The organism is Chitinophaga agri, from assembly GCF_010093065.1.
In the GTDB taxonomy this organism is placed as follows: Bacteria; Bacteroidota; Bacteroidia; order Chitinophagales; family Chitinophagaceae; genus Chitinophaga; species Chitinophaga agri.
This window is the reverse complement of the sequence record NZ_CP048113.1, coordinates 3,838,494-3,853,845: the sequence shown is the minus strand read 5'-3', so window position 1 is coordinate 3,853,845 and position 15,352 is coordinate 3,838,494. Positions and strand designations below refer to the sequence as shown.

Here is a 15,352-nt window from a genome sequence, read left to right as displayed (position 1 = left end):
AAATTTGAAAGACTTTAATCACCCTTAACATCTAAGTTATGACTTCTATCCTACGCCCCCGAGGCGTAAAGATCCCTTACGGGCTTTTAAAGCCAATGCTACTTATGAACCTGGTGCTGGGGCTGGTACTTGCTACTAGTCTGACTGTACTGGCAAATGCTACTGTCTCAACGAAGATCACACTGAATCTCCGCGATGTGGAATTTAAGAAAGTGCTGACTGTAATCGAGAGCCAGAGCGATTATCGCTTCATGTTCAGTAACAGGAACATTCCCAGCGATAGCAAAGTAGATATTAACGTGAAAGATGCTCAGATCACTACTGTAATGGATCTGATCCTGAATAATTCCGGTTTCACCTATCAGGAACTGTCTAACAACCTGATCGTGATCATGCCTAAAGGCGCTATGCTGAAGGCGATCAAAGTAACTGGTAAAGTATTGGACCAGACAGGTGAAGCGCTGATCGGTGCATCTGTTAAGATCAAAGGGACTTCCGACGGGGTAGCAACGGATGAAAATGGTGCATTCACCATTAGTGTTCCGGATGATGCAGTACTGTTAGTGTCTTATGTAGGTTTTAAAACACAGGAGATCCCTGTAAATGGTAAAACCGCTATTACTATTACACTTCAGCCAAACGATAAAATGATGAATGAAGTGGTGGTAACTGCACTGGGTATCAAAAGAGAGCAAAAAGCTCTCGGATACGCAGTAAGTACTATCACTTCCGAACAGATCAACGCTGCTGGTGCGACCAACTTTGCTTCTGCATTGTATGGTAAAGCTGCCGGTGTGAAAATCACTACCGCTCCGGGTGGTGCAACCAGCGCGGTGAACGTACAGATCCGTGGTGTGAACTCCCTGAACTATAATACACAGCCGCTGTATGTAGTAGATGGTGTGCAGATCAGGAACAATAACGAAAAAGGTGCTACCGGTACTAACAACGAAGGCTACTGGGCTGATACCCGTATCCGTGGTAACGGTATCCTCGATATCAACCCTGTGGACATCGAAAGTCTGACTGTACTGAAAGGTGCGAGTGCAACTGCGCTGTATGGTTCTGATGCAGCGAGTGGTGTGGTGGTAATCACTACCAAAAAAGGTATGAAAGGAAGAGGTCTGGGTGTAGACCTGAACTACTCTCATACTGCTGAAAGAGTCGCTTTCGCTCCGGAATATCAAAACGTATACGGACCAGGTTATGACAGAACATCTGCAGGTGCAAATACTAACGCAGCAGGTTGGGTCCCCATCGGAACCGACGGAACAGTAAGGCCTTATTTTAGGGCCTATGGTCAGTTTGGGCCAAAAATGGAAGGTCAGCTGGTGCCCTGGTGGGATGGTAGTATGCATGCTTATTCACCCCAGCCCGACAACTATAATCAACTCTTTCAGAAGGGATACAATTCAAATTTGAATGTATCCCTTTCGAATATGACAGAAAAAGCAAATTACCGCTTCTCTTACACCCGTAGCGATTACAAAGGTGTACAGATCGGTGGTGATCAGCAGCGTAATACTTTCAACCTGAACAGTACTATCAAATTACATAACAAGATCAGCCTGGATGTTGTGGGTGGTTATGTAAACACGAAAGTTACCAACAGGCCAATGCAGATGGGACGTATATTCAATAACTATGGTGGATTCTTCTCCCGTGCGGAAGATATGGCCGTGGTGTTTGACAAATACAAAACAACCAAAGGCTACCAGTTCGTTCCATGGGATCAGCCACAGCTGAACCCTGATGAAGCGCTGAAATACAATATCCGTGCTACCGACCTGCTGGACTTCCTCTGGCAGCAGTTGCGTAACCAGGAGGTTGAAAAACAGGACCGTTTGCTGTCAAGCGTAACCCTGAACGTCGATTTAGCGAAAGGTCTGCGGTTCCGTACACGTCTCGGTAATGACTTCACCAGTGTGAACACTGAGAATAAACAGTATAACACAAAACCGATCGCCTTCAACACAGGTGGAAGTACCGGTGGTTATACCGTATCTAAAGGCAGGTACAGCACTGTATATACCGACCAGTTACTGACCTTCGCAAGAGATGAGGAATCAAGAACCTTTGGTTACTCCGTGAGTGCCGGTATGCAGACGCGTAAAGAAACCTATACAGATCAGGTTTCTGCGACCAATGGTGGTCTCGTAACTGCAAACTGGTTCAGTATCAATAACTCTTATAATATCCAGAATACATCAGAACGTCGTAGCGGTGCATTTAAATATGCTTACCTGGGTATCATGAACCTGAGCTATAACAACTACCTGTTCCTGGAAGGTACTGCTCGTCAGGAGTATTCATCTACACTCCCTCACGGTAATAACAGCTACTTCTATCCGTCAGTAAACTCCAGCTTTGTATTTACCGAAGCATTCCGCCTGCCAACGATCTTCAATTATGGTAAGGTTCGTGCTTCTTATGGTCTCGTAGGTAACGCACCTCCTCCATTCGAGTCTAACGTTACTTATACCCAGAAGCCAATTTCTACGACAACCGGATCTGTTCCACTGCTGGTTGCGCAGAGCGACTACGGTAACGAAGGACTGAAGTCAGAGAAGAAGACAGAAATGGAGTTTGGTACCGAAGTAAAAATGCTGGATAGCCGTATCGGTTTCGACATCTCTTACTACAGCAGTAAAGTAACAGACCTGTTAATGCGTCTGAACGTTGCGGTAAGTAACGGTGCTAAAACCAGGATCACTAACGTTGGTGAATTACAGAGTACGGGTCTCGAGGTAGCATTAACAGCTACTCCGGTGAAGAATAAGCTGGTGTGGAACACCCGTCTGAACTTCGCACACAGCGTATCCAAAGTAAATCAGCTGACAGAAGGTATCGAGCAGATCGTCATGTTGTACGCTGCAAGAAACGGTCTGAAGGTAGTAGCAGAGAAAGGACAACCTATCGGTAATATCTACATGTTCCCACGTAAAACAGATGATAAAGGAAACTTTATTATCAACGCACAGGGACTGTATGAAATTGACATCACCAAATACGAGAAAATGGGTAACCTGTTACCTAAGATCGTGGGTGGTTTTGCCAACACTATCAGCTATCATAACCTGACACTGGACTTTATGATCGACTACCGTTTCGGTGGTAAGATCGTATCTACGCCAATGAAGTACATGACGAACGCTGGTATGTATAAGAGCACGCTGAAAGGTCGTGACGAAGAAAACGGTGGTTTGCCATACTATGTGAATGCAGCGAACCAGATGGTACAGTTACCAAGCCACAGCTCTATTCCTCCCAACGGCCCGCTGTATCATGATGGTATGATCCTCGACGGTGTGACTGCCAATGGCGAAAAGAATACAAAGATGATCCAGGCAGGTTACTATTATATTAACATGTTCGGCGATGCGGTGAACGCATGGAACGAGCCAGCGATCTCAAAGAATGACTACGCGAAACTGCGTGAGGTAGTATTGAGCTATAGCATACCAAAAACAACAGCCTCTAAATTACACCTGCAGAGCCTGCGTCTGTCCCTGATCGGAAGAAACCTCCTGTATATATACAGAACCATGAAGAACCTGGATCCGGAAGCACCAATGGGTAGCAGCTGGTTGAAACAGGGTATTGATGAAGGTTCTTCCGGTGCAACCCGTAGCTATGGATTCAGTCTTAACGCCAGCTTCTAATTAATAAATGTGACTTGTTATAACAGTTATGATTATGAAAAAAACATTAATTAAAATAGGTTGTTTTATCGCGCTGACCATCGGTGTTGCGGGATGTAACAGTCAGCTTGATGATTACTATGTGGATCCTGATAAGACCACAAACCCTACCATCGAAAAACTTTTTTCCTCTATACTGGACAATAACCGTGCAAGGCCGAACTATACGGAAATGCGCGAGATCGTCCTCCCTATGTGTGCTGCCTACTGCCAGACCGCTGCCTGCGATAACAAGGAAGAGCGCTGGATCCAGACGGTAAACCCGGTGGAAGCACTGTGGAACGACTACTACACGCCAAGCAACCAGAGTACCGATATCAACTATAACACTGGTAACGGGGTGATGGCACAGTATCGTACTATGCAGCGCCTGTATAGCAATCTGCCACTCGATGAGCGTCCAAACTTCACCATCTTCATGATGGCGGGTAAGGCGCTGTTACTGGACCAGACTGCACAGATGATCGATCTGTTCGGTGACATCCCTTACACACAGGCAGGTTCACTCGATATGAGCAACACCATCTCCAACGCTGCTTTCCAGAATCAGAAACAGCTATATGATAGTGTGCTGATCGGCCTGAAAGATATCGCTGACTGGTTTACCGCTACTACACCAAATGCTGTTGCTGCTGCTTCTTTCAGCGCACAGGACTATCTGATGAAAGGTAGTATCGATAAATGGCGCCGTTACGTAAACTCTATCCGTTTACGTTATCTGATGCGTGTCTCCAGAGTTGATGTAGATGAGGCAAGAGCAAAAACTGAAATACAGGAGATCCTGAGCAATCCGATCCTGTATCCACTGGTAGATGGTGACGGTGTTGGTGATAACTATAATCCTGCTAACACGGATATCCTGTTGTATCAGCTGACAAACTACAACAACCAGCCATCCGATGCGTTCAGACAGATCAGGGCACAAATGGCGCCTGAGTATATGCTGAATAATGTGATGATACCTGCAAACGATCCGCGTATTCCTTTCATGTTTGATAAGAATACCCGTAACGATGGTACGCCAAACAGATGGTACCGCGCGATGAGCCAGACAGAAGTAAACCAGGCAGATAGTGTTAACAACTATGCCATCTGGGATTCTACTACTTACCTGACCAACGCAAAACTCCCAGGTATCTATATGTCAGCGCCTGAAGTAAACTTCCTGAAAGCGGAAGCATTTGAACGCTGGGGCTTAACAGGAGGAACTGCACAGAATAGTTATGAACTGGCTATTCGTCAGGCAATTGCTTTCATGAACTTCCTGCACAATATTAATAATAACCAGATCGAGCCGCTGACACAGCCTTCTACTGCAACGGTTTCTACCTTCCTCTTACAGCCAAGTATTGCCTACACCGGCAATTCCGAGGCCAGACTGGAGAAGATATACACGCAGAAGTGGCTCCACTTCAACGTATTGCAGGGTCGTCAGGCATGGGCTGAATACCGTCGTACCGGTTATCCGCGTATTACGGTGATTCCATCTACACGTCCGGGTTACGAACTGCCTCCAACCAGGTTTATGTATCCTGCGAGTGAGGTGGCTTATAACTCCAGCTACAAAGATGTTAGAGACAAAGATCATCGGGACACAAAAATTTTCTGGATGGGAGAATAACAGACAGGATTTAAGAATTATAATTTAGATGGGGGGCAAGGCCACAAAGCTAACAATGGCATTCATTGTTATCTTTGTGGCCTTGCCAATTTATACAGGTCTCATATGATGAAAAAGTACATACTTACGGCAATGCTGGTAGTGACCACACTACTGGCCGTAAACGCACAGCGTAAAGCAACCCTTGTCAGTGAACAGTTTATTATGAACAATCCGCCGGTACCCGCGGCGCATGCTTCTACCATTACTGAATTGCCAGACGGCGATCTGCTGGCCTCCTGGTTTGGCGGCAGCCGGGAAAGTGCTCCTGACGTCTGCATCTACACCGCCCGTTTTCATGCGGGCAAATGGGCCGCCCCTGTGCAGGTAGCCAGTGGCGTCATCAACGATACCGCCCGCTTTGCAGCCTGGAATCCTGTATTGTTCACAACAGCAGAAGGAAGAATATTACTGTTTTACAAAGTAGGTCCTAATCCAAGAGAATGGTGGGGCATGATGATCTCCAGTACGGACAACGGCTATACATGGTCTGCGCCGGAACGGCTGCCCGATAATATACTCGGTCCGATCAAGAATAAGCCGGTGCAACTGGCCGACGGCACTCTCTTACATCCTTCCAGCACCGAGAGCCTGGATGAGAAGGAATGGCATATCCATGTGGAATTGTCTGATAGCACCGGGCATCACTGGAAGCGTGTAGCAATAGATTGTGATACGTTTGGCGTAATACAGCCTGCTGCACTGTTTCATTCCGGTAAACGTATTCAGATGCTTTGCCGCAGCAGACAAAATGTGATCGTGCAAACCTGGTCAGCCGATAATGGCCTTACCTGGTCTCCACTGACCCGACAGGCCATGTTAAATCCTAATTCGGGTATCGATGCAGTGACGACCAGTAAAGGTCTGCAGGTGCTGATCTACAATCCCGCCGTATCGGGCAAAGACTGGTGGAACGGAAGGAATGAACTGAGGGCCGCTATCTCAAAAGACGGAGAACACTGGAAAGATGTATATGAACTGGTAAAAGCACCTAAAGGAGAATTTAGTTATCCGGCAGTCATACAAACAAAGGACGGTCTGTTGCACATCACATACACCTACGACAGAAAAAATATCAGGCATGTCGTACTGAAATTAAAATAATAACTCAGATTCAGCGAATAAACAGCACGAGGCCACCTGTCACATACGGATGGCCTCGTTTTTGTTAATAGAAGCGATGCGTATAGATAGTAGGCATACTGTAGACAATGTTTTGTATTGTACCTTCAGTTGTCTTTTACCGATCGTCATCATAAAACCGTTGGAGATGTCTCTACCAGAATTCTGGATGCGGGGCCCTGTTCCTGAAGTCCCTGCGTTGTTGCAGCCTGTAGCACATGCGCTGTTACAGGCACAGGAAGAAATACATACCATGCTGAGTGGATTTCCGGATGCACTGTTGTGGGAGCAACCCGTGGGTGTGGCATCTGTTGGATTTCACCTGCGGCATATCACAGGAGTGCTCGACAGATTGTTCACCTATGCAGACCAGCAATCACTGTCATCAGTACAACTTGACTATCTGGCTGGAGAAAAAACACCTCGTGATGTGACAGTAGACACACTTCTATCTGCTTTGGATGAACAGATCAGTAAGGCGATCAGTAAACTAAAAACAACAGATGAAAGTACACTGACCGCATTTCGTGGTGTAGGAAGAAAACAGTTGCCTTCTACTGTGATCGGTTTATTATTTCATGCTGCGGAACATACCATGAGACATACCGGCCAGTTGCTCGTTACTGTTAAGATCTTACAGGCATAAGGCATTATTCTGTTAAAATATACAGAAAGATTGATCGCGGTAATTTACTGTGCTGTACTTGAAAAAGTAGTGGATATGGCCAGGTTAACACTGTTGACAAATATGTAGATACTTATACAGGTAGTTTTGATAACTTGTTAACTGTTAATGGATTTTTAATATTGTTAACGTAAATTAAAAGCACCTGTTAATATTTTGGTTTGTTGAAAAAGTCTATATTTTTACCATTGATAGCTGTGCCAATTTTATTGAAGAGAAGGCTGTCTGGAAAACTATATAATTGTCATGTAAAATCAGCGGACCAGCGCTTTATTGAATGAACCAGTGAGTGTTAGTCTAAGAATATAAATACGTTATTGAACAAAATAGTTTCACTTGTTAAAAAACTGTTGAACGGAACCAGGATCATTGCGAAAAACTAAGCGAACTTATTTCCTGCTTTAGCTTAAGGAAATGTTTGATCCCGTACAACTGCCGACAGGCAGTGTAAGGGGATTGTATTAACTCAATTTTTCATTACATATCAGTAATGAGATAGGGAAACGCATGTTTCAAACTCCGCCGTGTCATGTGTGGCGGGGTAATGGGCCCGTATTGCCAGATACGCTGCTTTATTATCAAAAATGAAATATATGAAGAGAGGGTTGTCATTTGTTACCCGGGTGGGCCTGTACAGCTTAGGGATGTTATTCCTGTCGCTGATGGCCGTTGCCCAAAACCGGACCATCACCGGTAAAGTTACTGATGCGCAGGGAAACACACCATTGCCGGGCGTCACCGTTCAGGTCAAAGGTACCAGCAAAGGGACACAGACCGGTCCTGATGGTACCTATAAACTGGAAGCACCAGATAGTGCCACTACATTGATTTTTACTTTCGTCGGATATAAAAGAACAGAACAGCAGATCAGTACTGCGGGTGCAACGAATGTGAGTTTGCCGCCCGATGTGACAGCATTGAAAGATGTTGTCGTTGTAGGTTACGGTACACAAAAGAAATCTGAAGTGACTTCCGCAGTGACCTCCATCAATGCTGAAGAATTCCGTCAGAGTGGTGCGCGTAATGCTATGGACCTTGTACAGGGTAAAGTAGCCGGTTTACAGATCACCCGCCAGGGGGGAACAAACCCGAATTCAGGTGTCACCCTGCAGTTGCGCGGTGTAACATCCCTGACTGGTAGTTCTTCTCCTCTGGTTGTCATCGATGGTATTCCGGGTGGTAACCTGGATCTGTTACAACAGGATGATATTGCTTCCATCTCTGTACTGAAAGATGGTTCTGCTGCAGCTATTTACGGTACACAGGCCAACGGTGGTGTAATATTAATTACCACCAAACGTGGTAAATCTGGCCCTACCCGTGTAGATTACAACAGTTATGTACGTAAGGAGTTTGTACAGCGTCGTCCGAAATTTCTGACGCCCGATCAATACGCGGCGAAGCTGGCCAGTGGCGAGATCATCGCTACCGATAAAGGCCATCGTACTGATTTTGTAGACCTGCTTGTAGATCATGGCAATCTTACACAGAATCATAACCTGTCATTCTCCGGTGGTAATGAAAGTACAACGTATCGTGCCAGTGTTTACTACCAGGACCTGCAGGGTATTATGAAAGCCAATACGCGTCAGCAGTATGGCGGCCGTCTGAGTCTCAATACCAGAGGTCTGAACGACAAACTGAGTGCGCAGTTCAACCTGGCCAGCAACTTCAATAAAGCAGACCTCCTGGGTGGCGGTGGCGCCCTGCAGGGATATTATACATTCAACCCCACCTACTCTCCATGGAATGACGATGGTACCTGGTACTTTGAACGCACCAGTACCAACGAACTGGCCCGTTTACACCAGGAAACTAACAGGCGCCAGCAGCAAACAACTTCCGGTGATGCAAAGGTATCGCTGGACATGGTGAAAGGCCTCAGAGCATCCCTGTTTGGTTCTGTACAACGTGATAGTTATATCGATGGTGCCTACAGACAATTAGCATCTGAATCATCGGTAGAAGATTATCAGTCTTCCGGTTTTGCTTCTCAGAACAGTGAGCTGAAAATTAAATACGCAGTAGAGCCTACACTCGAATATAATATCCGCGTGCACGACGATCATAACATCACCGCGATCGCCGGTTACAGCTACCGTTATGAAGTGAACCAGGGCTTTAATGCCAGTAACTATGGCTTTGTAAATGACCTGCTGGAAGAAAATAACCTGGAAGATGGTATTCAGCTTGGATTAGGTAAAGCCAAGATGGAAAGCTATAAAAATGATAACACACTGATCGCATTCTTCGGCAGGGTGAACTACTCCTATAAAGATAAATACCTCGCAAGTTTAATATTGCGCCGTGAAGGTTCTTCCCGCTTTGGTGTGAACAACAAATGGGGAAACTTCCCTGCTGCTTCCATCGGATGGAACCTGAGCAAGGAAGACTTCATGAGTGAAGTGACCTTTATCGATGACCTGAAACTGAGAGCAGGTTATGGTGTCACTGGTAACTCAGGTATTGATAACTACAGCTCACTGGTTACCATGGGAAAAGGCGGTACCTACATCAATCCCGATGGTATCTGGCGCCAGACATATGGTCCCAACAAGAACCCTAATCCGAACCTGAAATGGGAAAAGAAAGCGGAGTATAACATCGGTGTGGACTACAGCATGTTCAAAGGCCGCTTATCAGGTTCCATTGACGTATACAGAAGGGTGACAACCGACGTACTCGAAACCTTCGACTCACAACTTCCTCCATTTGTAACAGACAAGATCTATGCGAATGTCGGTACTATCTCCGGTCGTGGTCTGGAGATCACTGTCAGCGGTGCACCCGTTAAAAACAAACACTTCTCCTGGAATGCGGATCTCGCATTCAGTACAGCACGTACTACACTGGATAAATTCTCCAATGACATCTATAAAATTGCCCGTAAAGAGTATGGGGAAATAGGTGGCTATGGTGCATTGGGTTACGCCATCAGAACCTATGAACACGACCGCCTCGGCAACTTCTACGGTAAACGTTTCGCCGGATTTACAGAAGATGGTAAATGGCTGTTTTACAAGAAAGACGGTACCACTGCACGTCCGGAAGATATCAACAGGGAAGAGGACTATGCAGTGATCGGTAACGCAATACCTAAATATTATCTGTCACTGACCAACACCTTCCGCTACAAAGGATTTGACCTGCGGGTATTCATGCGCGGTAAGTTCGGATATGATGTGCTGAACACCATGGAAATGTTCTACGGTACAAAGCAGTCATTGCCTAATAATGTACTGGAAACTGCTTTCACAAAACATGCACAGCTGAAGGATAGCTATCAGTATTCTGACTACTACCTGGAGAAAGGTGGTTACATGAAACTGGATGAAGTGACCATTGGTTATACCGTACCACTGCATGGAAATAAATGGGTGAAAAACGTGCGTTTCTATCTGACTGGTTCTAACCTGGCGACCATCACCAAATATACAGGTAATGATCCTGACTTTATTAAAGACACTGGGCTGAATCCAGGTATCGATGCGATCAATACCAGCGATGAGCGTACCCCTTATCTGAGCACCAGAGGCTTCCTGGCCGGTTTGAGTGTAAGTTTCTAATCAGATCCTAAAACGAAATTATCAGCGATGAAACGATTTAAAAAAATAGCCGCATATACTTTACTGTCCTTTCTGCCATTATTTGCAGATAGCTGTACAGACCTTTCAGAAAATGTGTATGATGAGATCATCACAGATGACTTTTATAACAACAAGAACGAAGTAATATCCGCCGTATTAAGACCATATACACATGCGAATGCATGGACCACGCCGGGACAAAGCGGCTGGTGGCGTTTGAGTGAATTGTCGGCCGATCAGCTGGCATGGCCGGTAAAAGGTCGTCACGGTTATGATGACGGAAACTGGATCCGACTGCATTATCATACCTGGACACCTGACGACGGACCGATGTATGACTGCTGGAACCTGATATGGACAGGGCTCGGCTTCTGTACGGATGCGATCGAGAATATTGAGAAACGAGACGCGGGTGCGATGGGGCTGACGCAGGAAGAGAAAGATGCCTATACTTCCGAATTACGCATGCTGCGTGCATTCCATTATCTGAGGGCGCTGGACCTGTGGGGGAATGTGCCGATCGTGACACAGATAGGTACACCTACCAGTCCGGAAACAAAGACCAGACAGGAAGTATTTGAATTCGTAGAGAAAGAGATCAAAGACAATATCGAAAAGGCACCGCTATTATCCAGATCATTGCTGGGACGTATGTCAAAAGCAGGTGGCTATGCAATGCTGGTAGAGTTATACCTGAACGCAGAGAAATGGGTAGGTACACCACGCTGGGATGATTGTATCGCTGCTGCAAATAAGCTGATCAACAATGAAGCGGGCGGTATGAATGGTGCATTGGCGCTTGATCCGAATATCACGGATACGTATAAGCCAAGAAATGACCTTTCCAGAGAGATCATCTTCTCCATTGCATATGAGTATACCCAGTCTGATTTTGCGCCACAGTGGCCTGGTGATTTCTACCACTTCAACCAGAACAAGATCAACGGTAATCCTATTACGGGTAATGATGGAGTAGTGGTTATTCCGGGTGTATATACAACCTTCGACGATGCAGATAAACGCAAGAAGGAATGGATACTGGAAGGTGTGCAATATATGTATGGCACACAGGATACGGTTATTGCAGACGGTGGTAATGAATACGATGGCAAACCGCTCGTTTTTGTGGATAACATCCGTAAGAATAAACAGAACAGTACCCAGTCTGATATGACCCAGGGCGAAGAGAACAGCGGTGTACGTTTCAATAAGTATAAACTCGGCCCTATCAACAGTGATGGTTACAACAGCACTGACTGGGCGGTTTACCGTTTATCATGGGTCTATTTTGCGAAAGCAGAAGCCCTGATGCGTAAGAATGGTAAGGCACCTGTACAGGAAGCCGTAGACCTGGTGAATGCCTGCAGGATACGTGCATTCGATCCGGCAGTATGGGAGCAGCATAAGTATACTATTGCTACGCTCACAATGGATGAGCTGCTGGCAGAACTGGGACGTGAGTTCATATTTGAAGGATATCGCCGTCAGGAGCTGATACGCTGGGATAAGTTTACAACTGCATCCTGGTGGGACCATAAGCCTACAAATAGTAAAAACCAGGAGTTGTTCGCAGTGCCACAAAGGCAGCGTAACATTAACCCGAATCTGAAACAGAATCCGGGTTATCACTTATAATGAATTATAAATCATTTTGTTAGTGTTGTTTCGGGGGCTGTGAGAAAGCTGGAGCTACAAGCGAGCTACTAGCGACGAACTAGCGACGAACAAGCGCTATGGAAACACTATAAAAATGACCATGCCAATATGGCATATTAAGTGTTAGAGAATGCCGTCTCATCCGCAGGGGTGGGGCGGCATTTTTAATTGTAAAAGCTATTCGTTGAAATCGAACAGGGATAGCTGGGCAGGATTCCCTGTTTTGCCGGTGACCGGAATAAGATCTCCAAAGTTAGAGAGTGAGATGCCTAATAACCTGACAGGCTTATCTTCAGGTTCTGTGGCCAGCAGGAGCTGTTTTGCTGTGTCCAGTATCTTTTCAAAATCGCCGACAGGGAAAGGGTAGGATTGGTTCCGGGTGATCTGTCTGAAATCGCTGTACTTGATCTTCAGGGTAATGGTCCTTCCTTTGAGACCATACCGCTTGAGTCTTTCAACGACAGTGTGCGTGATCTTTTCCAGCTCGGCAAACATTTCTTCCGCTTTGGTAAGATCGAAGGGGAACGTGTCTTCCGCACCCATGGATTTTGTTTCACGGTGTGGTTGTACTTCGCGGTCGTCGATCCCTCTGACTATTTTGTAGTAAAACGCACCGGGTTTACCAAAGTGCTGTTTAAGATCATGCTCTGACAGTCTTTTCAGGTCAGCGCCGGTATGCAGGCCCATTCTTTTCATCTTATCTGCCGTCACTTTACCGACACCGAAGAATTTTTCTACCGGCAGTTTCTCCATAAAGGCCTCTATGGAAGAGGGCCCGATGAACGTAAGGCCATCAGGTTTATTGAGGTCTGAGGCTATTTTTGCTACGAATTTATTGACAGATACACCTGCTGATGCAGTGAGCTGCAATTCGTCCCTGATCGCCTGTTTGATCAGTTTGGCAATCTCAATGGCGGAGCCGATCTGTTGTTTGTCTTCCGTAACGTCGAGAAAAGCTTCGTCAAGTGAGAGTGGTTCAATCATATCCGTATGGCGGGCAAAGATCTCCCGTATTTTACGGGAAGCCTCTTTGTACACATCAAACCTGGGTCTGACGAAAATGATCTCCGGACAAAGCTGTAATGCTCTTTTAGAGGGCATGGCGGAGCGTACACCGAACTTCCGCGCCTCATAGCTGGCGGTAGCGACCACACCTCCTCTTCCTTCGGGAGAGCCGCCTACTGCAATGGCTTTTCCGCGATATTCCGGGTGATCGCGCTGCTCTACAGATGCATAAAATGCATCCATATCAATATGGATGATCTTCCGTTGTTTCCTGTTAGTTTCACTTTCCATGGTAGCCGCAGTCGTACAAAGCTACATTAGTTTGCCGAGGAATTGTTCTGCATGATGCAGGTGTGCTTTTAAGACGTTTTTCTCGATTTTATCCAGCATGGCGACCAGCATTCCCAGTCTTTGATTTTCTCCCAGAAATTCCCGGTGTTTATGCAGGAAACGCCAGAACAGGCCGTCCCATACAGTGCACCATTCGCCTTTTGGATAATTACTCATTTTCAGTACATAATTACTGCTGCTGATATAGGGTTTGGTGCTCATCAGTCCCCCGTCAGCAAACTGACTCATGCCATATACATTTGGCACCATTACCCAGTCATAGGCATCAATGTATAATTCCATGAACCACTGATATACACTATCAGGATGCAGTTCACACAATAGCATAAAATTGCCGAGTAGCATTAGCCGTTCTATATGATGAGTATACCCATATTTGAGCAGTTTATGAATAGTTTGATCAATAGGAGGAATGCCGGTAGTACCCGAATAAAAACCCGCAGGGAGCGGCCGTTCATGGTCCCAGAAGTTCGTGGTGCGTTGCTTATTACCTTCCCTCCTGTAAAGTATACGCATAAACTCCCGCCATCCCAGTATCTGCCTTACAAAGCCTTCCAGTGAGTTAATGGGCACTTTATATGCAGGCGCCATGTCCAGCGCTTTATTCAATATCTGCATGGGTAGTAACAACCCTATGTTCAGTGCAGGGGTGAGCATACTATGGTACAGGATGCTTTCTGTCTGCACAATAGCATCTTCATAGACGCCAAATTGCTGAAAGCGTTCTTCCAGGAACTGTTCCAGCCAGTGTTCTGCCTGCTGATGCGTGACCGGGTAGCGAAAATGTGCCGCGTCGCCCGGGTTGTCCGGATAATGCTGCTGCACATGGTCAATGGCTTCTTTCAGCCAGGCATTGGCGCGTGGATACCGGATGTCAGGAATGCGTTCTCCTTTGGGGATCTTTTTACGGTTGTCCTGGTCGTAGCTCCAGTGCCCGCCTGCAGGGCCATTTTGCTCAATGAGGATCTGGCGTGTCTTCCGCTGGTAGATGTAGAAGTCCTGCATGAAATAGCGCTTCCGGTTATCGAAGAAGTCAGCTACGTCATCAGGCGTGTTGATAAATCCCGGATTGGCGTAGGACTGCGTAGTGATCTCATACTGACGGCAGTACCGGTTGATACGTCGTTCGAGCAGATAATCGTCAGTATCCGCATAATGCAGTTCTTGTACCTGCCGGCTGTGGAACCATTTGATGCAGTCTCCGATAGCCGCATGTGAGTGTAGACTGTCAATATACGTGACGTGATATCCTTTCTGTTCAAGGTAGTGCTGGTAGTATTTCATACTGGCACGGTGTAATGTCAGCTTGTGCTGATGGAAGGCATATTGCCGGAAATAAAGCTGTTCTTCTACAAGATATACCGCACGTTGTTTATCCAGTGCCGGATGCTGCTTATATAACTGGTGGGGAAAAATGACGGTGACTGCCGGCTGTGCCATATGTAACTGTTTGAAAGATAAGCAGCAAAGAACATACCCTTTCCCCCGGAAACGTCACCGCCAAAGAAATGTTAAAGTGGTGTTTTGTTTTATGGAATGTTGCTCGTTGCTGCATCCTAGGGGAAACATTCATTCACCCTAAAAT

The 15,352-nt window shown here is 46.2% G+C and carries 8 protein-coding genes; 6 read left to right on the top strand and 2 right to left on the bottom strand.

Going from position 1 to position 15,352, the window contains the following annotated elements:
• Positions 1–38: 38 nt before the first annotated feature.
• The 6 genes from GWR21_RS15310 to GWR21_RS15285 all read left to right on the top strand — a co-directional run bounded on the left by GWR21_RS15310 (position 39) and on the right by GWR21_RS15285 (position 12,390).
• Positions 39–3,662, top strand: a complete 3,624-nt coding sequence (locus GWR21_RS15310) for a SusC/RagA family TonB-linked outer membrane protein (RefSeq protein WP_238430376.1) — start codon at positions 39–41, stop codon at positions 3,660–3,662.
• A 34-nt stretch (positions 3,663–3,696) separates the two neighbouring features.
• On the top strand, positions 3,697–5,322 hold the full coding sequence (locus GWR21_RS15305) for a SusD/RagB family nutrient-binding outer membrane lipoprotein (RefSeq protein WP_162332590.1): 1,626 nt from the start codon (positions 3,697–3,699) through the stop codon (positions 5,320–5,322).
• A 105-nt stretch (positions 5,323–5,427) separates the two neighbouring features.
• Positions 5,428–6,465: a sialidase family protein gene (locus tag GWR21_RS15300; RefSeq protein WP_162332589.1), complete on the top strand. Its 1,038-nt coding sequence runs from the start codon at positions 5,428–5,430 to the stop codon at positions 6,463–6,465.
• Positions 6,466–6,631: 166 nt separating this feature from the next.
• The gene (locus GWR21_RS15295; RefSeq protein ID WP_162332588.1) at positions 6,632–7,129 is read left to right on the top strand and encodes a DinB family protein; all 498 of its coding nucleotides are present in this window, start codon (positions 6,632–6,634) and stop codon (positions 7,127–7,129) included.
• Positions 7,130–7,761: 632 nt separating this feature from the next.
• A complete protein-coding gene (locus GWR21_RS15290) occupies positions 7,762–10,734 on the top strand; it encodes a SusC/RagA family TonB-linked outer membrane protein (RefSeq protein ID WP_238430375.1) in 2,973 nt (990 codons plus the stop codon).
• A 27-nt stretch (positions 10,735–10,761) separates the two neighbouring features.
• Complete coding sequence (locus GWR21_RS15285) at positions 10,762–12,390, top strand: RagB/SusD family nutrient uptake outer membrane protein (RefSeq protein ID WP_162332587.1); 1,629 nt, start codon at positions 10,762–10,764, stop codon at positions 12,388–12,390.
• 198 nt (positions 12,391–12,588) lie between these two features.
• Here the strand turns inward: GWR21_RS15285 and dinB are convergent, their stop codons facing one another.
• Together dinB and GWR21_RS15275 are read right to left on the bottom strand one after the other, a co-directional pair.
• Positions 12,589–13,707 (bottom strand): DNA polymerase IV, encoded by a 1,119-nt coding sequence (gene dinB, locus GWR21_RS15280; RefSeq protein ID WP_162332586.1) that lies wholly within the window; start codon positions 13,705–13,707, stop codon positions 12,589–12,591.
• Between the two features lie 21 nt (positions 13,708–13,728).
• A complete protein-coding gene (locus GWR21_RS15275) occupies positions 13,729–15,207 on the bottom strand; it encodes a cryptochrome/photolyase family protein (RefSeq protein WP_162332585.1) in 1,479 nt (492 codons plus the stop codon).
• Positions 15,208–15,352 lie beyond the last annotated feature (145 nt).